This is a genomic window from Paraburkholderia sp. LEh10 (assembly GCF_017814945.1).
In the GTDB taxonomy this organism is placed as follows: domain Bacteria; phylum Pseudomonadota; class Gammaproteobacteria; order Burkholderiales; family Burkholderiaceae; genus Paraburkholderia.
On record NZ_JAGIPX010000059.1, the window covers coordinates 22,801 to 43,854 of the forward strand.

The 21,054-nt window shown below is 58.6% G+C and carries 25 protein-coding genes and 1 tRNA gene; 18 read left to right on the forward strand and 8 right to left on the reverse strand.

All coding sequences use genetic code 11. The features are described from left to right. Nucleotides 1-39: 39 nt before the first annotated feature. On the forward strand, nt 40-1,242 hold the full coding sequence (locus J8I87_RS33820) for a cation diffusion facilitator family transporter (protein WP_209936634.1): 1,203 nt from the start codon (nt 40-42) through the stop codon (nt 1,240-1,242). A 36-nt stretch (nt 1,243-1,278) separates the two neighbouring features. On the opposite strand, the gene J8I87_RS33825 is transcribed toward J8I87_RS33820, so the two are convergent. The 3 genes from J8I87_RS33825 to J8I87_RS33835 all read right to left on the reverse strand — a co-directional run bounded on the left by J8I87_RS33825 (nt 1,279) and on the right by J8I87_RS33835 (nt 3,105). Beyond that, entirely contained in the window at nt 1,279-1,737 is a 459-nt protein-coding gene (locus J8I87_RS33825) for an Lrp/AsnC family transcriptional regulator (protein WP_012399541.1), read from the reverse strand. A 103-nt stretch (nt 1,738-1,840) separates the two neighbouring features. Next, the gene (locus J8I87_RS33830) at nt 1,841-2,464 is read right to left on the reverse strand and encodes an exonuclease (protein ID WP_209936599.1); all 624 of its coding nucleotides are present in this window, start codon (nt 2,462-2,464) and stop codon (nt 1,841-1,843) included. Next, the gene (locus J8I87_RS33835) at nt 2,461-3,105 is read right to left on the reverse strand and encodes an MBL fold metallo-hydrolase (RefSeq protein WP_209936600.1); all 645 of its coding nucleotides are present in this window, start codon (nt 3,103-3,105) and stop codon (nt 2,461-2,463) included. Before J8I87_RS33835 ends, J8I87_RS33830 begins: the two co-directional genes overlap by 4 nt. A 644-nt stretch (nt 3,106-3,749) precedes the next feature. Between J8I87_RS33835 and J8I87_RS33840 the strand changes: the two genes are divergently transcribed. Then, nucleotides 3,750-4,337 (forward strand): septal ring lytic transglycosylase RlpA family protein, encoded by a 588-nt coding sequence (locus tag J8I87_RS33840; RefSeq protein ID WP_209936601.1) that lies wholly within the window; start codon nt 3,750-3,752, stop codon nt 4,335-4,337. An 81-nt stretch (nt 4,338-4,418) separates the two neighbouring features. Here the strand turns inward: J8I87_RS33840 and rsmI are convergent, their stop codons facing one another. Further along, nucleotides 4,419-5,294, reverse strand: a complete 876-nt coding sequence (gene rsmI / locus J8I87_RS33845) for a 16S rRNA (cytidine(1402)-2'-O)-methyltransferase (protein ID WP_209936603.1) — start codon at nt 5,292-5,294, stop codon at nt 4,419-4,421. Here rsmI and J8I87_RS33850 point away from each other — a divergent pair. The 11 genes from J8I87_RS33850 (at nt 5,293) to J8I87_RS33900 (ending at nt 13,357) form a co-directional block, all read left to right on the forward strand. Continuing rightward, the gene (locus J8I87_RS33850) at nt 5,293-5,763 is read left to right on the forward strand and encodes a YraN family protein (protein WP_209936604.1); all 471 of its coding nucleotides are present in this window, start codon (nt 5,293-5,295) and stop codon (nt 5,761-5,763) included. The genes rsmI and J8I87_RS33850 overlap by 2 nt on opposite strands. Nucleotides 5,764-5,993: 230 nt before the next feature. Continuing rightward, nucleotides 5,994-6,581 (forward strand): phosphoheptose isomerase, encoded by a 588-nt coding sequence (locus J8I87_RS33855; RefSeq protein WP_209936605.1) that lies wholly within the window; start codon nt 5,994-5,996, stop codon nt 6,579-6,581. Nucleotides 6,582-6,601: 20 nt separating this feature from the next. Next, on the forward strand, nt 6,602-7,402 hold the full coding sequence (locus J8I87_RS33860; protein ID WP_209936607.1) for a BON domain-containing protein: 801 nt from the start codon (nt 6,602-6,604) through the stop codon (nt 7,400-7,402). Next, a complete protein-coding gene (locus J8I87_RS33865; protein WP_209936608.1) occupies nt 7,399-7,743 on the forward strand; it encodes a c-type cytochrome in 345 nt (114 codons plus the stop codon). Before J8I87_RS33860 ends, J8I87_RS33865 begins: the two co-directional genes overlap by 4 nt. A 55-nt stretch (nt 7,744-7,798) precedes the next feature. Then, a tRNA-Ala gene (locus tag J8I87_RS33870) sits at nt 7,799-7,874 on the forward strand. A 164-nt stretch (nt 7,875-8,038) separates the two neighbouring features. Further along, nucleotides 8,039-9,253, forward strand: coding sequence for a phage integrase central domain-containing protein (locus J8I87_RS33875; RefSeq protein ID WP_209936609.1), 1,215 nt, complete (start codon nt 8,039-8,041; stop codon nt 9,251-9,253). Nucleotides 9,254-9,472: 219 nt separating this feature from the next. Next, nucleotides 9,473-9,874 carry a hypothetical protein gene (locus J8I87_RS33880; RefSeq protein ID WP_209936610.1) on the forward strand — a complete coding sequence of 134 codons (402 nt, stop codon included), beginning with the start codon at nt 9,473-9,475 and terminating at the stop codon, nt 9,872-9,874. A 125-nt stretch (nt 9,875-9,999) separates the two neighbouring features. Then, entirely contained in the window at nt 10,000-10,218 is a 219-nt protein-coding gene (locus J8I87_RS33885; protein WP_209936611.1) for a helix-turn-helix transcriptional regulator, read from the forward strand. A gap of 56 nt (nt 10,219-10,274) precedes the next feature. Beyond that, nucleotides 10,275-10,556 (forward strand): hypothetical protein, encoded by a 282-nt coding sequence (locus tag J8I87_RS33890; RefSeq protein ID WP_209936613.1) that lies wholly within the window; start codon nt 10,275-10,277, stop codon nt 10,554-10,556. Continuing rightward, on the forward strand, nt 10,546-12,879 hold the full coding sequence (locus tag J8I87_RS33895; protein ID WP_209936614.1) for a DUF3987 domain-containing protein: 2,334 nt from the start codon (nt 10,546-10,548) through the stop codon (nt 12,877-12,879). The genes J8I87_RS33890 and J8I87_RS33895 overlap by 11 nt, the downstream gene beginning before the upstream one ends. 205 nt (nt 12,880-13,084) lie before the next feature. Further along, nucleotides 13,085-13,357: a hypothetical protein gene (locus tag J8I87_RS33900; protein ID WP_209936615.1), complete on the forward strand. Its 273-nt coding sequence runs from the start codon at nt 13,085-13,087 to the stop codon at nt 13,355-13,357. A 444-nt stretch (nt 13,358-13,801) separates the two neighbouring features. On the opposite strand, the gene J8I87_RS33905 is transcribed toward J8I87_RS33900, so the two are convergent. Next, complete coding sequence (locus tag J8I87_RS33905; protein WP_209936616.1) at nt 13,802-14,110, reverse strand: hypothetical protein; 309 nt, start codon at nt 14,108-14,110, stop codon at nt 13,802-13,804. Nucleotides 14,111-14,262: 152 nt separating this feature from the next. Further along, nucleotides 14,263-15,060: an HNH endonuclease gene (locus tag J8I87_RS33910; RefSeq protein ID WP_209936617.1), complete on the reverse strand. Its 798-nt coding sequence runs from the start codon at nt 15,058-15,060 to the stop codon at nt 14,263-14,265. 366 nt (nt 15,061-15,426) lie between these two features. Here J8I87_RS33910 and J8I87_RS46425 point away from each other — a divergent pair, with 366 nt between their 5' ends. The 4 genes from J8I87_RS46425 (at nt 15,427) to J8I87_RS33930 (ending at nt 16,664) form a co-directional block, all read left to right on the forward strand. Then, nucleotides 15,427-15,654: a helix-turn-helix domain-containing protein gene (locus tag J8I87_RS46425; protein WP_209936619.1), complete on the forward strand. Its 228-nt coding sequence runs from the start codon at nt 15,427-15,429 to the stop codon at nt 15,652-15,654. A gap of 40 nt (nt 15,655-15,694) precedes the next feature. Further along, nucleotides 15,695-15,853 (forward strand): hypothetical protein, encoded by a 159-nt coding sequence (locus J8I87_RS33920; protein WP_209936620.1) that lies wholly within the window; start codon nt 15,695-15,697, stop codon nt 15,851-15,853. A gap of 411 nt (nt 15,854-16,264) precedes the next feature. Beyond that, on the forward strand, nt 16,265-16,456 hold the full coding sequence (locus tag J8I87_RS33925) for a hypothetical protein (protein WP_209936621.1): 192 nt from the start codon (nt 16,265-16,267) through the stop codon (nt 16,454-16,456). Then, entirely contained in the window at nt 16,449-16,664 is a 216-nt protein-coding gene (locus J8I87_RS33930; protein ID WP_245254358.1) for a helix-turn-helix domain-containing protein, read from the forward strand. The genes J8I87_RS33925 and J8I87_RS33930 overlap by 8 nt, the downstream gene beginning before the upstream one ends. 253 nt (nt 16,665-16,917) lie before the next feature. Here the strand turns inward: J8I87_RS33930 and J8I87_RS33935 are convergent, their stop codons facing one another. Together J8I87_RS33935 and J8I87_RS33940 are read right to left on the reverse strand one after the other, a co-directional pair. Then, nucleotides 16,918-17,490, reverse strand: a complete 573-nt coding sequence (locus J8I87_RS33935; RefSeq protein WP_209936623.1) for a DUF4276 family protein — start codon at nt 17,488-17,490, stop codon at nt 16,918-16,920. After that, entirely contained in the window at nt 17,483-18,841 is a 1,359-nt protein-coding gene (locus J8I87_RS33940) for an AAA family ATPase (RefSeq protein WP_209936624.1), read from the reverse strand. Before J8I87_RS33940 ends, J8I87_RS33935 begins: the two co-directional genes overlap by 8 nt. Nucleotides 18,842-19,655: 814 nt before the next feature. Here J8I87_RS33940 and dcm point away from each other — a divergent pair. After that, nucleotides 19,656-21,038: a DNA (cytosine-5-)-methyltransferase gene (gene dcm, locus J8I87_RS33945; protein WP_209936626.1), complete on the forward strand. Its 1,383-nt coding sequence runs from the start codon at nt 19,656-19,658 to the stop codon at nt 21,036-21,038. Nucleotides 21,039-21,054 lie beyond the last annotated feature (16 nt).

Here is a 21,054-nt window from a genome sequence, read left to right on the forward strand (position 1 = left end):
CCGGGTAAAATGGACAACAACGATCCCGCTTTCATTCCGATGTCTTCGAATCTGACAGCACAATCCGCAGAAAAACAGCGCGTCGGGCGCAAGAGTACTTTTGTCAGCATTGGACTCAATACGGTGTTGATGTCGGTGCAGATTGCCGTCGGCGTGATCGCGCATTCCCAGGCTCTTGTCGCGGACGGCGTGCATTCGCTCGCCGATCTCATTTCCGACTTTGTCGTGCTGGTCGCGAATCGCCATAGCGGCGCGAAGCCCGACGCCGACCACAACTACGGACACAGCCGTTACGAAACGGTCGCTTCGCTGTTTCTGGGCGGCCTGCTGATCGCGGTCGGGGTGGGCATGCTGTGGCGCGCCGGCACGCGGCTCACCGATCTGCAGACCATTCCACCCGTGCATATGAGCGCGCTCGCGGTGGCGACCATCGTGCTGTTGTCGAAGGAAGGTCTGTTCCGATACATGCTGCGTGAGGCGCAACGCGTGCGGTCGGCGATGCTGATCGCGAACGCGTGGCATGCGCGCTCGGATGCGGCGTCGTCGCTGGTGGTCGCGCTGGGTATCGTCGGGAGTCTTGCGGGCGTGCGCCTGCTCGACCCCATTGCCGCGGCGATCGTCGGCTTCATGGTCGCGCGCATGGGCTGGACCTTCGGTTGGGAAGCGCTACAGGATCTGTCCGATCGCGCGCTCGACGAATCCGCCACAACCGACCTGCGTGCGCGGCTGATGTCGACGCCCGGCGTGCGCGATGTCCACGGACTGCGCACGCGCAAGATGGGTGACTTGGCGCTCGTCGACGCGCACATTCTCGTCGACCCGATGATCTCGGTTTCCGAAGGGCATTACATTGCGGAGTCGGCGCGCTCGCGTGTGCTGCAGAACGATCACGTGCTCGACGCGCTGATTCACGTGGACCCGGAAAACGACGCGATTGCGCGGCCGCCCGTCAATTTGCCACCGCGCGCGAGGATCGCCGCCGAACTCGAATCCGCGCTGGCCGCCCAAGGGCTCAAGGCGGCCACTGTGAATCTGCATTATCTGAGCACGGGACTCGACATCGAGGTGACACTGCAGCCGTCCGCGCTCAATGCGCTGGAAAACGAAGCGCAGCAACTGGCGCGAGTCGACCTCGACGCGCTCAAGCGCAGACTGGGCGCGCGCAAGCTGAACGTGACGCATCCCGTGGACGTGTCGACGGCGGGCGCGGAGCTCGTGCGTGAGCCGCGCGAAGACGGGTAACGTGACGCACTCGCCGAACGGTAGCAAAGCGGGTGGTCAAAGCGGCAGTTGCGTGTCGAACTTGATCTCTCGCAGTACGACGCTCGTGCGGACCTGGGCGACGGCGGGAATCTTGAAAATGCGGTCGTGCAGGAAGGTGTCGTACGCCTTGATGTCAGGCGCGACGATCTTGAGAATGTAGTCGGACTCGCCCGTCGTGCTGTAGCACTCGGTCACTTCGGGGCAGGTGGCGATTTCCCGCTCGAACTGCTCGACGCCGCCTTCCGTGTGACGCGTGAGGTGAATATGGGCGAGCGCGCAGACGTGCAGGCCGAGCTTTTCGCGGTCGAGCAACGCCGTATAGCGCTGGATGATGCCCGATTGCTCCATATCCTTGATGCGTCGCCAGCAGGGCGTGCTGGAGAGCCCGACCTGATCGGAGATTTCCTGTACCGAACGGCGCGCGTCGAGCTGCAACAGACGCAGGATCTTTTGAGAGAACGTATCGAGTGTCAACTGCGCCTCCGTTTCGCGTCGCCTTTCCCGCTAATGTTAGAGGCCGGAGAAACGAAACGCAATGGAAGACGCCGATGGTGAGGGAGATTACCTAATTTGGCGACTACCCGGCGGGTTTTTGCCCTGTGTCGTCCCCATCAGCATCGGACGGCGGCGCCGCACTCTGGCTTGGACCCGCCCGCAGTTCCGCGAGCATGTTGCAAAAGAGCGCGCCTTGCTCGATGGCGTCGTCGAGTGCGACATGCGTATGCGGATGGTCGTCGAACCAATGCTTCGGCAAACGCGGCTTGATGCATTTGCGGTACGGCAAGCCCGTCATCGCGAAGGCGAGCGTCTTGATGTCGAGCGCCGACCATGAGAACGGACAGCGGCCGGAAAACCGCATCATGTACCAGAACATGAACGTGAAGTCGAAGCCGGCCGGCATCGCGACGAACACGGGCTTGCCCGGCAACGCCTCGACCCACTCGACGTACGCGACGAGCGCCGCCGCCGGTTGCTGCAAGTCCTTGCGGCATGCGGCCCACGCCTGCGGCTGCGTCTTCCACCACGCGTCCTGCACGGGATGAGGCGCCGCCCCTTCGAGCAGTTCGAGGTTCGCGGAGAAAGTGCCGATCAACTGCTTGTCCGCCGTGTAGGCCGCCGACGCGAAACTCAACATCGAATGCGGACCGGGAATCGGACCGTCCGCTTCGACGTCGGTGCTCACGTAGATCTCCACGCTCATGCGCCAACCCCGTCCGCGACATACGGATTCGTGCGCCGCTCGTCGCCGAACGTCGACGTCGGGCCGTGGCCAGGGACGAATGTGACGTCGTCGCCGAGCGGCCAGAGCTTTTCGCGGATCGAGCGGATCAGATCGGCGTGATTGCCGCGCGGAAAGTCCGTGCGTCCGATCGAACCGGCGAACAGCACATCGCCGACCAGCGCCAGACGATGTGCGCGACTAAAGAAGACGATGTGACCCGGCGTGTGGCCCGGGCAGTGATAGACCTCTAGCCTTTCGTCACCGAACGTCACCGTGTCGTTGTCGTCGAGCCAACGGGTCGGCTCGAATGCATCGGCGGCGGGAAAGCCGAAACGCACGCTTTGTTCGGGCAGCTTGTCGAGCCAGAAGCGCTCGTCGACATGCGGGCCCTCGATCGGCACGCCGTAGTGCGCCGCCAGCGTCTTCGCGCCCGCGCAATGATCGATATGGCCATGCGTGAGCAGCACCTTTTCGACGGACAGCTTCTGGCGCTCCACTTCGCTCTGGATGATATCGAGATCGCCGCCCGGATCGACGATGGCCGCGCGACCGGTCTTCTCGCAAGCGAGCAGCGAGCTGTTCTGCTGGAACGGCGTGACGGGGATCAGGGTGACTTTCATGGCGACGGCGCGATGCGTGAAAAGCTCGATTGTACCGGCCGCCGCGAAGCGCGCCATTGGCCGGAAAGCCGACTGGTGCATGCGCATTTTTGCAGTAATAGTGAGAATTCATCGGCGGGATGAACCGGCTGGCAGCACGGAATTATGTTTTTGCTATAATGCACGAACTAGGCGCGGAAAATCGCGCAGTCTTTCCGGGTGAGCAGTCGTCGTTTCGTCAGCCAAAACGGTGCGAGCGGTGCTGAATCACCATCAAGCAAGTGCTGTCGGGTGCGTCCGACGGCAAATCCAGCATCGATCGCTTTTATCGATGCGCACGTCTTGTCCAGCCAGGTGCCACGCGCCTGCCACGGTCTCGCTGCCGTGACGCTGGATGGGGCCTACGCCGCCTTCCTGAGCGCTGTGAGTTTCCGGCGCATGAGCGTGTGAACGTTCGATGGCGGCTTGTGGGGTCTGGCCAAACTGCGGGGACAGTTGCGTCAGACGTGAAAACTAACCGTGCGGTTGCGGCTGAATGTGCCGCGTCCGGGCTTCCGTCGTCCTGCGCCAGCGTTGCGCGGTGCGCGTTCGCCCATGCCGCCGGAGTCGCAAGCAAACACGCAGCCATTCGCGTGATGCGGCTCGCATTTGCATCAAATTGTCTTATGAAAACTCGGCTACCCCGACGTGTTGGGAGTGTTTTTGCCTTTTTGGCACTCGCCGGCTGTGCGGTGCCTCAAGGCGCGAACACCCAGGTCAGCGGTGTGTCCGCGACGACGATGGACGCGCAGACGACGCTCGCTCCGCAGTCATATGGTTCAGGTCTGAACAATCTGCCGGATACGGCGGAACAGAAGGGCAAGCTCGCCGACGCAGAGCCGTTGACGGACGGCCCGAACATCGGCGATTTCCAGCAGTTGGGGCGCGCGTCGTGGTACGGCCGCGGCTTCCACGGCCGGAAGACGGCCAACGGCGAACGCTTCGACATGCACGCGCTGACTGCGGCCCACCGTACGCTGCCGCTCGGCTCGTATGTGCGTGTGACCAACCCCGCGACCAACGATACCGTGGTCGTGCGGATCAACGACCGCGGCCCGTACGCGCGCGGCCGGGTGATCGATCTGTCGTACGCGGCGGCGAAGATCCTGCATCTTGCGTATATCGGTACGGCGCGCGTGAAGATCGAAGGATTGACGCAGCGCGAGGCGAAGGTCGAGATGAGCCAGATCCTCGCGTCGAATCAGAACGATTAAGTGTGAAGTAAGATCGTTCTGTCGCATGTGCGGACATCGATTGTCCGAAGGAAGGGCTGCGCTGTGCAGCCCTTTTGATTTTCAGTCGTCCTTTTTCAGCGCGAGCGCGCGCGTGTACAGCGCGTTGCGCGAAGCGCCCGTCAGCGCCGCCGCAACCTTGGCCGCGCTGCTCACCGACAGCTCCTCCATCAGCATGCCGAGCAACGCATCGTGATCATGCTCGCCTGCTGCATCGACGGGCGCACCTTCCACCACCAGCACGAATTCGCCGCGTTGCCGGTTGGTATCTTCTTCAAGCCACTTAGGCCCTTCGGCCAGGGTGCAGCGATGCAGTCCCTCGTGTAATTTTGTCAACTCGCGGCCAATCAGCAGACGCCGTTCGCCGCCGAATGCGTCGGCGAGCGCCTGCACCGTTTCCACGATTCGATGCGGCGCTTCGTAGAACACCATTGCGTGCGGATGCTTCGCGAGCGGCGTGAGCGCGGCGGCGCGCTGTTTCGGTTTCGGCGGCAGGAAGCCGATAAAGGAAAACGTCGAAACCCAGTCGCCCGACACGCTGAGCGCCGTGGCCAGTGCGCTCGCGCCCGGCAGCGGCACGACGGCGAAACCGGCTTCGCGCACGGCATCGACGAGTTTTGCGCCGGGGTCGGAAATACCGGGCGTGCCCGCATCGGACACATACGCGATGCGCTCGCCTGCCCGCAGGTATTCGACGATGCGCTGCGCGGACTCGCGTTCGTTGTGCTGATGCACGGCGACGAGGGGCTTGGAGATGCTATAGCGCGACAGCAGTTGTCCCGTGTTGCGCGTGTCTTCAGCTGCGATACGGTCGACGAGCCCTAGCACATGCAGCGCGCGCAGCGTGATGTCCGCGATGTTGCCGATCGGCGTGGCCACGACGTAGAGCGCGGAAGCGGGGTAGTGCTGTCCTTGCGCGAGTTCGGAAAGAGGAGTCATGACACGTAAGACGCAGACAGACAAAACAAGGCCGACATTGTGCCATGCGGCCGCGCGCGCACGAGACGGCACACGCGATGCGACGCGACGCCCACACAACTTTTCGGCTGGGGCCCGGTCCAAAACGGTCGGAGCCGCATTCGAGGCGCGCGCGCTGACGTTCCTTCAGCGACAGCGTTTGCGCTTCGTTGCGCGCAACGTCGTCTGCCGGGGAGGGGAGATCGATCTCGTGATGCGCGAGCCCGACGGCGCGCTCGTGTTCGTCGAAGTGCGAGCGCGCACGCGAAGCGGATATGGCGGTGCCGCTGCGAGCGTTGCATGGCATAAGCAGCAACGCATCGTGCGTGCCGCGCAGTACTTTTTGTCGGCGCATGATGGCGCGATGCCTGTGTGCCGCTTCGATGTGATTGCGTTCGAACGCGGTCGGCTGCTGTGGCTGCGCGACGCTTTCCGCGCAGACGCGTGTTAAGGCGGGATAAAGCAGCGTCGAGGCGCCGGTTTGGCCGCGTGAGTACGCTAAACTTGCGGACGCGCAACGGGCGGCGCGCCGCTTTGTTCAAAGCGAGCCGATGATGGGGCGTTTGCGTCACCCGCCGATCCGAGCTGGCCGCGGACATCGCCGCCGCCGATCGCGCAGGGCAACACATCTACATGAACCAGCGCCGCCAGGCGGCGCATGCAGTACACGATAGAGAGTCGATGTCAGTCGAACGCATTCAACAACACTTCCGCGATAGCGCGGCAGTCACACTCGCAGCACTCGAAAGCCTGTCGATGCCGATCGCGGCGGCGATCGACACGATGTTTGCCGCGCTTGCGAACGGCAACAAGATCCTGGCGTGCGGCAATGGCGGTTCCGCTGCCGGTGCACAATATTTTGCCGCCGAGCTGATCGGCGGTTTCGAGCGGGAGCGTCCGGCACTGCCGGCCATTGCGCTGACGACGGATTCGTCGATCATCACCGGCGTCGCCGGCGACACGTCGCTCGACCAGATATTCGCGACGCAGATTCGGGCACTCGGCCAGCCGGGCGACGTGCTGCTCGCCATTTCGACGTCCGGCAATCCTGCCAATATCCTCACCGCCATCGAAGACGCGCATGACCGCGAGATGATCGTGGTCGCGTTGTCGGGCAAGGGTGGCGGCAAGATCAACGAAGTGCTGCACGATACCGATATCCATATATGCGCGCCGTCCGATCGCACGGCGCGAGTGCAGGAAGTGCATCTGTTGACGATCCATAGTCTGTGCGACGGCATCGATGCCATGTTGCTCGGCGAAGAATGATCCTGAAGGAGAGCGAGTTGATGAGCGCATATCGCGTGAAGAGTACGTTTGTGAGGACCACGCTGGTGGTCGGGCTCGTCGCTGGACTGGCTGCGGCGCTGCAGGGCTGCGTGCTGGCCGTCGGCGCGGCGGCGGGCGGCAGCGCGCTGGTCGCGACCGACCGGCGCACGCTGGGCGCGCAGACGGAAGATCGCGAGATCCAGGTGAAGGCGATGTCGCTGATCAGCCAGAATTTGCCGGATTCGGCGCACGTCAACGTGACGGTGTTCAACCGGCGTGTGCTGCTGACGGGCGAAGTGGCTGGCGAGGTGTCGAAGCAGCGGGCCGAGAGCGTCGTTCGCAGCCTCAACAATGTGAATTCGATCGTCAACGAGTTGACGATCGCGCCGGCTAGCTCTTTCTCGTCGCGTAGCAACGATACGTATCTCGAAGGGCGCGTGAAGACGGCGCTGATCGCGGAGAAGGACATCTCGTCGAATAACTACAAGGTGGTGTGCGAGCGCGGGGCGATCTATCTGATGGGGCTCGTGACCGTCGACGAGGGGAATCGCGGGGCGGATGTCGCGAGCCGTGTGCCGGGGGTGACGCAGGTTGTAAAGGTCTTCCAGTACATCCAGCCTCAGGAGGCGGCTGCGGCGACGGCGGCGGCCGCGTCGGCCGCTTCCAGTGCGCCGGCGGCCGCGCAGCCAGAAGCGGCGGAGGTGACGTCGGGGGCGGTGCCGGATTCATCCGTGACGTCGCGGCCGTTGGAGCAGCAGTCGCCGGCGCCTGTGAACAATTCGACGCAGGTGCATCCGGGGAATCCTAAGGTGGGGCAATGAGGTTTCGTGCTGTTTGGCTTGGTGGTTGGATCGCGGCTGTGGTGGCTTTGAGCTCTGGCGCTTGGGCGGCGGATACGGCCCCGCGCGGACTTGCGATCGCTCGCAATAACGCGTGCATGGGATGTCATGCGGTTGATCGGAAGCTTGTTGGGCCTTCGTTTCAGCAAGTGGCTGAGAGGTACAAGGGGAATGCTGGGGCTTCTGCGCTGCTTGCCCGGAAGGTTAAGGACGGTGGCTCTGGGGTGTGGGGCGCGATTCCAATGCCGGCGCATCCTGCGATGAGCGATGCTGATATTCGCACGGTCGTCGATTGGGTGCTGGCCGGGGCGCCTTCGAAGTGATGGGGTTCGAGGGTTGGTACAATAAAAATGCGTTGTGCTAGAATCGTTCGGTCGTGGGGCGGTAGCTCAGCTGGGAGAGCGTCGCGTTCGCAATGCGAAGGTCGGGAGTTCGATCCTCCTCCGCTCCACCAGGAATACATCCGACGAAATCCGGGCAAGTCCGCAAACCCCGCAGCCAGCAAGGCTAGCGGGGTTTTTTATCGCCTATAATGACCGGTATACTCCATTCGAATCCGGTCACTGATGGGGGTACTCTTCGGGGTATCCGCCATGGAGCCGGAGGGCGATACCCCCAATGGCTCTTACCGACACGACGATCCGCACCACGAAACCCGGCGACAAGCCCCTCAAGCTGTTTGACGGTGGCGGGCTGTTTCTGCTCATCGCTCCGACCGGCGGCAAGCTCTGGCGACTCAAATACCGGTTCGGCGGCAAGGAAAAACTGCTGGCGCTGGGTGCCTACCCGGCCGTGAGTCTGAAGCAGGCCCGGGAGCGGCGGGATGAAGCCCGCAAGCAACTGGCGGATGGCGTGGATCCCGGTGCAAACCGGAAGGCAAAAAAAGCCGCGAGACTCGCGAGTGCGGCCGACTCGTTCGAGGTGATCGCCCGTGAGTGGTTCGCCAGATTCGCGCCCACCTGGGCCGAGACCCATTCGAGCAAGATCATCCAGCGGCTGGAAAAGGATGTCTTCCCGTGGCTCGGGGCCCGGCCCATTGCGGAGATCACGGCCCCCGAACTGCTGACGGTCCTGCGCCGGATAGAGGACCGTGGTGCGCTCGACACGGCCCTGCGGGCCAAGCAGAACTGCGGCCAGATCTTTCGTTACGCCGTGGCGTCAGGGCGTGCTGAACGCGATCCGTCGGGCGACCTGCGGGGCGCGCTCGCACCCGTCAAGCATGAGAATTTTCCCGCCCTCACGGATCCGGTGCAGGTTGCCGAACTGCTGCGCGCCATCGAGGCGTTCAGGGGCACGCTCATTGTCAAGTGCGCCCTGCAGCTGGCCCCCATGCTCTTCGTGCGCCCGGGTGAGTTGCGCAACGCGGAATGGGCCGGCTTTGATCTCGACAGGGCCGAATGGCGCTACCTGGTCACCAAGACCAAAACGGAACACCTCGTCCCGCTGCCGAGCCAGGCGGTGGCGATCCTGCGCGAGCTGCATGCCCTGACCGGACAGCGGCGCTACGTGTTCCCGGGGCGCGACCCGCGCAAGCCGATGAGCGGGGCAGCGGTCAATGCCGCCTTGCGGCGTCTGGGGTATGACACCCGGACCGAGATCACCGGGCACGGGTTCCGCGCGATGGCGCGCACGATCCTGCACGAGGAGCTTCACGTGAAGCCGGAAGTGATCGAGCACCAGCTTGCGCACAGGGTGCCCGATGCGCTGGGGACGGCCTACAACCGCACCCGATTCCTGGCTGAGCGCCGGACCATGATGCAGCAGTGGGCCGACTACCTTGACCAGCTGAAGGCGGGCGCGCAGATCATTCCCATCGGCATCAACGCGAAGTAGGTCCAGGCGATAACGGCACAGCCGCAGTTGCGCCGCATCTGGCTCTCGTAATATAGTTAGGAATCCGATCCATATACGTCCGGTATGGACCTGCCACCAGGACCATGACCTGACCGGATTGGACCCCGCCTGGAGTCGGCGGCATTGCCATGCGCCAGCTTTCGAGACGGAGCCTTTAACCACTGCTGTTCACCCAGCACACGCATCAGAGGAGAGCAGATGTCGTCGCAACGTAAAGAGTACAAAGAGGCGTGGAGTGCGGTGTTACGCCTCGACTTCCTGCGCGCCGAACTGGGCAAGGAAGATGTCAAGGGCAGGTATGTACAAGCCAGACGCAAGCGGTTCAAGGAGGAACTGACTGTCAAGGAAAACTACCTGACGCCGCCTGCCAGGCGGGGCGCCCACATTTGGCAGAGACGCGCTATCAAAGAGGTGCGGGCCATCCAGGAGTCGCGGGCTGCGAAGGGCGAACCGCTGCTCTCGTTCAAGGAACTGGTTGAACACGTTCAGGCAATGCCCGCCATGCCTAAGGAGGATTCCGTGACACGGTTCCTCACTGAGATGGGCTACCGCGGACGGCGTGGGAGGCCCGAAAAAAACATAGTGTTTCCAATGCGGTAGCGCGCTCCCGTGGGCCCTGTTTTTTTCGGGCTCCGCCGCGTAACAATCACGCCACGCTCCGCAATAATCCTAAACGGTGCGAACAGGACCGATCTGCGGAGCAGGTTCTGTTCGTCGAGGTGAAAATGATGTCCAATCCGTTACGCAAGATCCCTCCCGGCGCCAACTGCCTGACGCCGAAGGAGGCGTACACCAAGTTTTCGCGTCAGAAGAGCTGGCTCTGGGACCGCCTGAAGAGCGATGCGACGTTCCCCCGTCCGATCTATCTGGGGCCCCGTGCGCCGGTATTTCTGGAGCATGAACTTGACGCGTGGCTTTGCAGTTTTTTTGATCAAAATAATTAGGAATGCGTATTTAAATTGACGACCATGTGTTCATCAACTGACAGGATTTCTTACATATGAAGACAATTATCGGCGACATGAGCGTCCTGAAGCCGTGGTTTGATGATCCGGCGACCGAGGAGGACGCCACCATGTGCATGCACTACGCGTCCGTGGCAGTTTACCTTCGGATGTCGAAGAACCCTCAACTTGTGGCGAAGGCCGCTATGTTGCTGCGCGAGGTCAGCAAGACTTCGAAGATTCCCCATTCGGTAATCGAGCGCTATTCCAGAGGCGTCCAGGCGCTGCACGCTCTCGCTCTTGATGCGCGCGGAGGCGCAGCCACGCATGATAAATAACTCATGTCAGGATGTGGCGCTCGGCGCCCTTTCTGTGGGACTGTGCGCGATTCCTGCAGCGGGCCACACGAATCCGTCGAATCCAAAGAAGCCTTTTGGCGCGTGGCTTAAGTATCAGCGGCAGCAGCCGTCACCGACTGATCTCAGGAATTTGTATACCCGGTACCACTTCACGACGGTCGGGCTTGTATGCGGCAAGATCAGTGACGGGCTCGAATGTCTGGACTTTGACACGATCCAGGGTTACCAAGCGTTTCAGCGGGCGGCGAAAAATTCCGAACTCGCCCCGCTGATTGCGCGAATCGAGGCCGGGTATGCGGAACTATCGCCCAAGGGAGCACATCTGCTCTACTTCTGCGAAGGTGTTGGCGGCAGCAAGCAGCTCAATCACGCCTTGAAGATTGAAACCCGTGGTGAAGGCGGATTCGTGGTGATCGCGCCAACCACCTTTGCCGGCGAAGACGGACGCAAGCAGTATCAGCTCACGTCGGGTGCGCTTTCGTCGATTGCGCGCATTCTGCCTGCCGAGCGGGAACAGCTGCATTCGTTCATCCGTGCACTGGGCGCTCCAGATTCATCGGTGGTCAACGCTGCAGCATCCCGCACGGCGTTACGTACGATCGAGGAAGGTGGCCGTAACAACTCGCTCGCGTCGCTCGCGGGCGCGCTGCGCAGCCGCGGCGTGTCGGATGTGGCAATGACGGCGGCGCTCCACGCCGAAAACAAGGCGCACTGCACGCCACCCCTGCCTGATTCCGAGGTCGATGCCATCGTGCGCAGCGTATGCAGGTACCCTCCGGGGCGCGCGCCCGGAGTCTCCGCGCCTATTGTCTGGAATGCCCCCCTCGATCTGCCGAAGGGGATGCCGGTTGCACCTGCCCTCAACGCGGGACTTCTGTTGCCGGGGGGCTTGAGCGACTGGGTCAGCGACACGGCCTATCGCTTGCAGTGCCCTCCCGACTACCCGGCGATCGGTTTGCTGGTATCCCTCTCGGCCGTAATTGGCGGGCGCCTGGCCATTCGCCCCAAGCAGCTCGACAACTGGACGGTCACGCCTAATCTCTGGGGCATGATCATCGGGCGCCCCAGTACCCTGAAATCGCCAGCGATGTCGGCGGCGCTGGCACCGATGAACGCCCTTGAGCGCGACGCGTTCGCAAAATTCCAGGCGGACCTCTTGAACTATGAGGCACAGAAGGCTGCACACGCCGTTACGGTAGGCAACACGAAGAATCAGGGCAGAGGAAAGAGCGGACAGGGGCAGCCAGCCAGCGTGCTCGCTACCAACTTGGCGGCGGTCATGCAGCAGCGGCCGGTCGCGCCTGTGCAAAAGCGCTACATCGTCAACGACGTCACTGTCGAAAAGCTAGGCGAAATTCTTGCGGAGAACCCGAACGGTGCGCTGCTCTTCCGGGACGAGCTGAAGGGTTTTCTCGCCGAACTTGAAGGCGAGGAGAACGCCAACAAGCGCGGATTTGTTCTGCAGGCGTGGACCGGTGACGGGGGGTATAACTTTGACCGTATCGGCCGCGGCCATGTCCGCATTCCGCGCGCGATCCTGTCGGTCCTGGGCACGACCCAGCCCGGCGTTATCGAGACCTACCTGAACTCAGCCATGCGTGGCGGGATTGGGGACGACGGCCTGATTCAGCGCTTCCAGCTCGCTGTCTATCCGGAGGAGCCTGTCGCATCGACGCTGGTAGACAAGCTACCGGACGTTGCGGCTGCCGACTTTGTGTCCTCCCTGTTCAAGCGGTTGGCCGCACTCGATCCGTTCTCGATCGGGGCCGAGCGTGACAATGTTGGGGGGGGCGATGACCAATGGTATCTGCGTTTTAGCGCCAAGGCCCAGCGGCTATACGATGACTGGTATAAGAAGTTAATGCGACACATTCAGCGCGCCGGAGATGGTGCCGTCGCCTCACACTACGGCAAGTACCGCAGCCTTGTCCCGTCGCTCGCCCTGATCTTTCATCTGACCGAAGGGCGCTCAGGTCCAGTTGATGAAGCAGTGCTGTATCGTGCGATTGGGTGGGCGCTGTTTTTGAAGCAGCATGCGGAGAAGATCTACCATTATTCGATCCGCAGTGACGCGCGGGCCGCTTGCGCTTTGGGTGATGCGATTAAGGAGGGCAAGCTGAACGACCGCTTTACGCTGCGCGAAGTGCGCCGCAAGTGCTGGGCCGGGCTTACCACACAACCTCTTTGTCAACAGGCAATTGATATCCTCGCAGAACATCACTGGCTGTTCGTGGAGCGCGGCGAAATTAATGGCAGGGGGGTGGAGCGCTACCGCATCAACCCTGCCTTGATCAAGCAGTAGTACTAGTGTCAGTGTTGTCAGTGTGTCTATAGATGCATTTTAATTTGTTATCCTATATATAAATTGGCGATTGAAAAGACGTATCTCCAGATGTGCACTGACAACACTGACAAACCCGACAGAAACGTGAGGCTCTTCCGTCCACGTATCCCGCTAACACTCGTGTAACAACTAGGAACCAACCTAACCACCACCGAGAAAGAGCATGAGTGCATACATCAAGCAACTGAATCGCATGCTGGAAACCGCATCGGTCACTCAACCACAACTCCAGCAGCGGTTTCAGGCGTGGTACAACTCGCTGCCGGAGATTACGCGAACACGCCCTTTCTCGATGATCGAGTTCGAACGGGCGCTCGGCACCCAGGGGAAGTACATCAGTCAAATGTTGTTGGAACTTGGCTGGCAGCGCAGACGGCGCTGGAGTTCGCAGCGCCAATATCACCGCTTCTGGGTACCGCCTCAGCCTGATCTGTGAATCGCTAGCGCAGATGACCCGGAATCCTTCTACGCAGCTCGTGCCTCAGTGGCCCGAAGCCGCGATGTTCGGATGCTGCTGGTCAGTGATCTCCATGCGCAGCGACCATCAACGCGATCATGCCCCACACCACAAAGAGGCCGGCTCAGTCGTAACAGGGTCGTCCCTTCTGGTCGCGCACATTCAAGAAGGCGAGCTAACAGAACTGGACGATGCCAACGAAGTAGAACATGGCGGTCTCCTAACGCGTAGCCTGTGCGCGCCGCGCACAGGTATTGATAGACTGCCTCACGATGCGGCGCGCCGTAGGTCATGTGCTCGACAAACCGCAACGCGGTTGGGACGATCTGCTGGAAATACACAGCACCAAGGGAGCGCTGGTGAAATGTCTATGCGATTTGCGCCCAGACGTACCGCTCTGCACCTACGGGCAAGCTTGAGAGGTCATTCCGACGGCATATATTGGCCGGTCTGCGGGTTGATATACCCCGCTCCGGCCTGCGGATAGACCTGACCGGTTTGAGTGTCGAGGACCCCGCCGCCTGTCGGCGGGTAGTACTGCCCATTCTGCGTATTGATCGCCCCGCCCCCAGGGTAAAACTCCCCGGTTTGCGTATTGATCATCCCGCCGGCTACGTTGTTGTAGACCGTCCCGGTCTGCGGGTCGATGACCTGCCCGATGGCGGGCGTCATCCCGACGAGCCCCGAAATAAGTATCGCGGCGAAGCCGAGCTTAAGCTTGAATGGTTTCATTGTCGCCCCCCGTTGCGTGTTTTATCGAGTAGACAGACAATAAGACGAAACCAGAACGGCTTTCTGTGCGCGATCACGCATTGTCGGCGGTTCGCGCCGTCGGGCCAGATACGTCTACGACTGCACTAATTTCAATCTACCGGAGCAATGCCCTACGGCGCGGCGTCGCCTTTTCCCCTGTTGCAGTCGATGCAAAGTGTTTGGAGGTTAGAGAATTCGCTCGTGCCTCCGGTACTGACGGGGACTTTATGGTCGATTTCCAGTCGTACACCGTCTCGGTTGACACTGCGTCCACAGGACACACATGTGAACTGGTCTCGCACAAATACCATGTAACGCAATTTCGCAGAGATACTCCCGCGATTCGCGCCTTTCCTGAAATATTTATCGAGCAACTGATTTTCCGAAATTTCCCCTTTATTATATTTAACAATTTGGATCGCCAAGCGACGCACCCCACCAAAATACCGGGTATACATCGAAATGGAGAATTTGGAGTTGATTTTTTTGAGATGGTTGGAGAGATTTTTAACGGTCGGAACGTCATTGTAATCTTCCCAGCAATCCAAAAATATTTCGACCATTTCTACAGCGTTACCCGTGGAGGTAGCTCGGACTTCAAGGCCGGCCTCTTTCAATGCGACATCCCATCCGCTGAACCTAACTGCAATTTGATGCGAACTGAGCACACGATGGGGCCACGCGTCATACTGCTTTATGGTAATCCGTCGGCTGCCAATCATCTTGGCGCAGTCGCGCAAAGAATTAAGTATTTCCTTTCTGCTGACATCGAAGCCCTTCTTCGGAGAGAGCATTCCCGAAAAGTCATATGTTCTGGCTTTCAGCAAGCTCTGTGATCGCGTTGCAATCGCTTCGGTTCCATTCGGCATAGGCGTCGGCTCGCGCGACTGCAGATGGCCGGATTCCGGTTTCGCTGACCGCGTTCTCATATGCGCTCCGATAAGCGTTAAAGGCAAGCGTTAAAAGGTGGAAAATCGCTAACCCCGGATGCCAGCTTTGATTGGGACTTCGCATTGAATGCGACGTCTGTCTGCGAAAACCGAATCGGCAAACTTCACATGTTATTAACAAGCCAGGCGCGGCAATCGGAGTCGCCTCGCGCCAGCCAGACTGACGTTGCCAGACACCTACGTGGACCATGCCGTGCGGCCCGTTACCCGCTTCGGTCGGCTCTCAACGGGCGACGAACCGCGGATATTCTTGGCCCCCACAGAGCACCACGTGGCAATCCTATTTTGGGATTATCCTAAAACAGGTTTACTTAATCAAGGCTCCCGGTTCTCTGGTCGGCCTTGGTGAAATCCACAAATACTCCTCAGTACCGTGCCGTACTTGATCGCCTCATCGCGGCAAGGAAAGCGAGCGGTCTCAGTCAGGCGGAACTGGCGTCGCGCCTCGGACGCCCGCAGTCGTACATCGCAAAAATCGAGATTGGTGAGCGCCGGATCGACGTCGTTGAATTTCTAGAACTTGCCCGAATCCTGGGCGTTAGTCCGGCGAGTGTTCTCGAAAATCTCAGTTAATGCTGAAACGGGCAAGTGGCCACGCGCTCAGGAGGCCTTGATGTTCTCAGAATTGATGGTGGCCATGGCCGGCCGGCTGCTGCGTCGCGCGCATCGTGCAAATCAGCGGCGATGTTGCTTGGTGATGAAGGTGGGAAAGCGTGCGCCAATGCAGCTATTAGTGATGGCCCGGGTGAGCCTGTTTTCCATTCAACGCTGACTCGACGGCTTGATGTATGCATCCCCGGCATCAAGGGAAAATGAGGACAGCGCAATCGACGTCCGCGGCCGGCCGCTTGAACAAGCACTGCTTGGATTGCTGCGCGAGAGGAAGGAAACCTACCGGCCGTATATACAGCCTTCTGTCTGGGCGTATATACCTGCGCTACAGTACAGATCGACACTGACCCGTGACGCACAGGCGATATATGGCTTGACTGCCGGACGAACCCCTGCGCAAACGCGCTCTGCGGGGAGGCGGCCAACTTAGGCCACCCTAGGTGAGGGCCGCACAGCGGCCCAATTGCGTTTGAGGTTATTCGTGTCCGGTAGGACAATGTGGTTGAAATTTAACCACGGAACATAAGCTCGTCCGCCACCTTTGTTCGTAGCGCGCCAGGAGGAGGAAACGATGCCGAAGGTAGAACGAATCGACACTGCACGTCTGGATCGCTTCGAGCGCGTCGAACTGGAGCGCCACAAGTTGGCGCTTGAAAGGCTGGACCGGATAGCGGACCGTATCGGCTATCTCGAAACTGTCGCGGCGCTAGTGCTGGAGCATGTCAGCACGGTGCGGGCTAGGCTGGGCGAACCGCTTGAATAGCGATAATTTGCGTGTTGCAGCGATTGATGTATCGGCAAGGAAAGCGAGCGTGCTCAGTCAGGCGGAACTGGCGTTGCGCCTCGGACGCCCGCAGTCGTACATTGCGAAAATCGAGATTGGCGAGCGCCGGATCGACGTGGTCGAATTTCTGAAACTTGCCCTAATCCTGGGCGTTAGTCCGGCGAGCGTTCTCGAAAACCTCTATTAGTGCTCTGGATAAGTAACCGCGGAGCGTGGACCGACGAAATATCCACCGACGTCGCGTTGGCGGTCACGTCGGTGGGTGACGGGCTGTTCGGGCGAAATCGGACCCGCTGACTTCGCCACTAGATATAGTTCCTGCACAGCCTGCGAGAACCATTGCCGAATTCGACCCGCTCCGGAAGTTTGCAAAAACGGCGAACTCTCCCATTTCCTTCAGAGGCCGATATTTACCGGCTCTAACCGCTCCGGAGACGCTCCTACCGCTGCAACCAATAACAGTCCCCGAGGATATGGCTAACGGAGGTGAATAATCGATCGAAAGACGTGCTCACGGTCTTAATGGTATTCGCAGAACAAGACTTCAATAGGGGAACACCATCAAATATCTCGCTATATTTTTTTTTCTTCTTCCTGTACGCCTCGTCAAGCTTTCTCTTGCCGTGACAACCTTCAGTGCCTTTGCTGAGATCAACATCCAAATTTGCCCTTTTGAGTGCTTCAACATCTGCGAGTATCCAATTTTCGATCATCAGGTCAGGAACGTGAACCGAAAATGGAACGGAAAAATTAAGCTTCTTCAATTCCGCGTCTATCTCTTTCTCGAACGCGATCGAAGATTGAGGTCGTTTCTCTCGATCTAACAACACAACAACATAGGAAGGGTCCCGAATTATGGAGATTTGTGCCTTCACCTGTTTTGCAATCGCGGTCGCCGCAACTGTCTTTCCGTTTTGAAGTTTAAGGACTTTACTTTCCCCATTGCACACTTCGGTCAGGAATTTCTGCTCAAGATGTCCTTCTACAATAAAAACCACTTTTCCCTTAGGCATCCTGCAAAGCTCCCGACATATAGAAAAAGCTCAACCCGAAACCGGACTCATTAATGAGGTCCGCTATGGCCTCAGGATCCTTGATCCGAGAGGCTCGCGTTTTGGATCCATCGAGTTGGACAAAGACAATTTCTCCGGGGCGCGCCGCGTCCATGATTGATTGACTGTGAGACGACACTAGAACAAATGAATCCTCACGCGTGCTTTCACGAATTAGTTGGAGCGCATGCCCTTGAACGTTTGGATGAATGAAATTCTCCGGCTCCTCAATGCCAATCACATGCCTCGTTGTTATTAGTGCCGTTGCGAGAGACATCCACTTTAACGTTCCATCTGACAGTGACGCCAACGGCAATTGCGGACCTTCAGCCGTATCGATAGTTACACGAGCACGTATTTGATTATCAAATGGATCGTTCGTTACGTCGATCGAAAAAAGGGCCGGGAATGCGAGTCGAAAATAGTCCTCAAGACGCTCAAGTGGCGTGGCTCTGATAAATGGAATGTCGTCTCTATTTATGGGTCTTTGTGCTCGAATAGCACGAGTCTTCTTCCGTTTGATCGCAAGCAGGGAGGCGTATAACCCAGAGCCATCCGGCCGAATACCCGGACTCTTTGCGGAATCCTCCGGTTGACGGATTGACTCCGGCTGAGGATTATAAAGTACGCGTCGTCCGAAATTTTGGGCAAACGAATAGTGAACGTCGGTCCCAAGAAATCTCGCCGCATGAAGCAACGAATCTTCCGGATCCAAGAATTGATCCAGTGTGCTTGCGAGATTTTTCCCTCGTGGCGCGTAACCGGTGAAGTCAAATATGCTGTTGACATCCGGATGCTCGCTTTCTGCGGTCGAAATCACAGTGCCGTCGGCAGTTCTCGTTCTAGAAAACTTGTAATCCCATTTTTTTATGTTTCCGACACTCGAAGTTCTTCTTTTGGAGCGCCGAACAACGAGTTCCTGAGAGTTGTAGTAGACGTCTTCCCGGTCAGCACTTAGTTCGATACTGAACGTATATTTGTAATCGATGAATTTTCCTCGGCTCAGCAGGTTCCGCGCGCGTGTTGGCAAATAATCAATATCCTTAATATTGACTGTTCCTCTGATTTCGGCAGAAATGGTTCTTTGATAATCGTCTGCACCTTTCTTTCTGAAAATATGTCCAGCACCGCCCACCGTGCTTATTGCTTCGGATAAATTCTTCGAGTAAATGTCGTTGATGAACGAAAAAAACATTATTATTGTCGTTTTTCCTCCGCCATTGGGGCCAAGTAAAATATTAAGTCCGGGCAATAGATCTAATGTGAAGTCTGAAAGCGTGCGGAATCCATCTACCTTGATTTGTCTAATCACTTTTCCACCATTGGTATAACAAACATTCGAATCCGTTAGGGCTGACGCCCGGCGCTTTCGCCGCGGCAACCTTGCTAAAGGAGATCGATATGATAACGGCGCCGTCACAGAAATCTTCAATCTTCAGACAAGAGTCGCGGGCTCTGCCGAGCGAGGTTCGCGACCCGACCGCCGACCATCATTGAAACTGGACTAAGCGAAATTGGCCCGGAAGCAAGCGCATGCCAACCGCTTGGGCTTGCCCGGCAGCTCTTTCGCACTAGCGTATGCGCTCTGCTAGGGCGCCAGCGAACGCGACTGCCGCCCGCGATCACGCGCGATTGCCGTGTGACGAGATATAGGTCGTCTCTATTGGCGAGCATTCTCACCTCTTTTACTGATTCAAAGCAGATTGGCCTTACCACCGCCGAAACCGATCTACGGACATCGCAGTAAATCCGGCAACCTCGTACGAAGGTGCAAAGAGCCGTGTCGGCGACACGCAATGCGCCAGCAACGGGACATTGCGCGGCTCCAGCCGCCTCGGCGGGAATCTCGAGCTGCGCCGGCCTGCGCGCCAAATGTTAGGCTGTTTCTCACGCGCAGCAGGACATTAGAAGTGTGGAAATGAAGGCATATTGTAATATTTGATTCCTTCCATCTGTCGCGAACAGGCAGAAGAGGCGTTCTGATGGGTTTGTGAGACAAATCCCACACCCACGGGGCATGTATGCATGTACAGTAACGCTTGGATAAGTGTCATTCGATCTGGCCGTTTGCACGTCGCACTCGGCCATGGCAGAGGCGACAAAGAAAAAACCGACTGCAACCAATAATGAATAGTTTCCGGTTCATCGACCTTTTTGCGGGGCTAGGTGGCTTTCACATTGCGCTCGAGCGTATCGGCGGCAGATGCGTATTCGCTGCCGAGTGGAAAGATCACCTCAGAGACCTTTATGAGGTTAATTTCGGCCTGAGGCCCGCAGGCGACATCAAGAAGGTGGCGCCAGACGCGATACCCGACCATGACGTACTGACCGCCGGTTTCCCGTGCCAGCCTTTCTCTAAGGCTGGCGAACAGAAGGGATTCGAATGCACCGAGCAGGGAAATCTGTTTTTTAACGTCGAAGCGATCCTTCGCGTTAAGCAGCCTAAATACTTCATCCTTGAAAACGTGCCGAACCTCCTGAATCACGATGGAGGCCGAACGTGGCAGCACATTCAAGATCTGCTTGGACCTCAGGGACTTGGATATGACATCAGGGCAACCAGATACTCGCCACATGAGTTTGGCATACCGCAAATCAGAGAGCGGGTGTACATCGTCGGATCAAGAAAGGGGCTTCATCGATTTGAGTGGCCGGCTCCGCTCAAAGTTGAAACCAGCATTGAATCTGTGCTCGATTGCTGTCCATCTGATGCCAAACAGCTTTCGCCGCAGGTCCAGGACTGCCTCACGCAGTGGAACAAGTTCGTAAAGCAGAGCCCCAAGTCTGTTCAACTCCCGTCGTTTCCTCTTTGGTCAATGGAGTGGGGCGCAGACTATCCCTTTGAAGACACGACGCCTTACGCAATAAAGACGACGAAGGGAATGCGGGGGCTGTGCAAGTTTCGTGGTTCCCACGGCCAGGAATTGCGTGATTTCTCCGGAGATGACCGGTGGATGGCCCTTCCAAGCCATGCCCGCACTGAGCAAATAGAATTTCCCAAATGGAAAAAGGACTTTATCCGACAGAACAGGTTGTTCTATGCGGAGAACAAGTCATGGATTGATACTTGGCTTCCGAACATCCTGCGCTTTCCATCGAGTCTTCAGAAATTCGAATGGAACGTCCATGGTGAAAAGAAGGATATTTGGAATTACGTCCTGCAATTCCGTGCGTCGGGTGTGCGGGTCAAGCGGCGGAATACCGCCCCGAGCCTTATCGCGATGACCGATACGCAAGTGCCAATCATTGGCTGGGAGCGACGCTACATGACGCCGCGAGAATGTGCCCGCCTTCAGAGCCTGCACGAATTGAAGGCATTGCCAGACAGCAACACTCGTGCATTTCAAGCGCTAGGAAATGCCGTGAACGCCGATGTTGTGGAAACAGTTGCGAGGGCGTTACTGAAGAAATCAAACCCAGTGCAAAAGACACTTATGCAGAACGCACAGCCCATGCGAGCGGGTAGAGCAATTGAGATGACCACGATGGATTTGTTCGCCTGTCAATAACCAACAAGCGAATAAA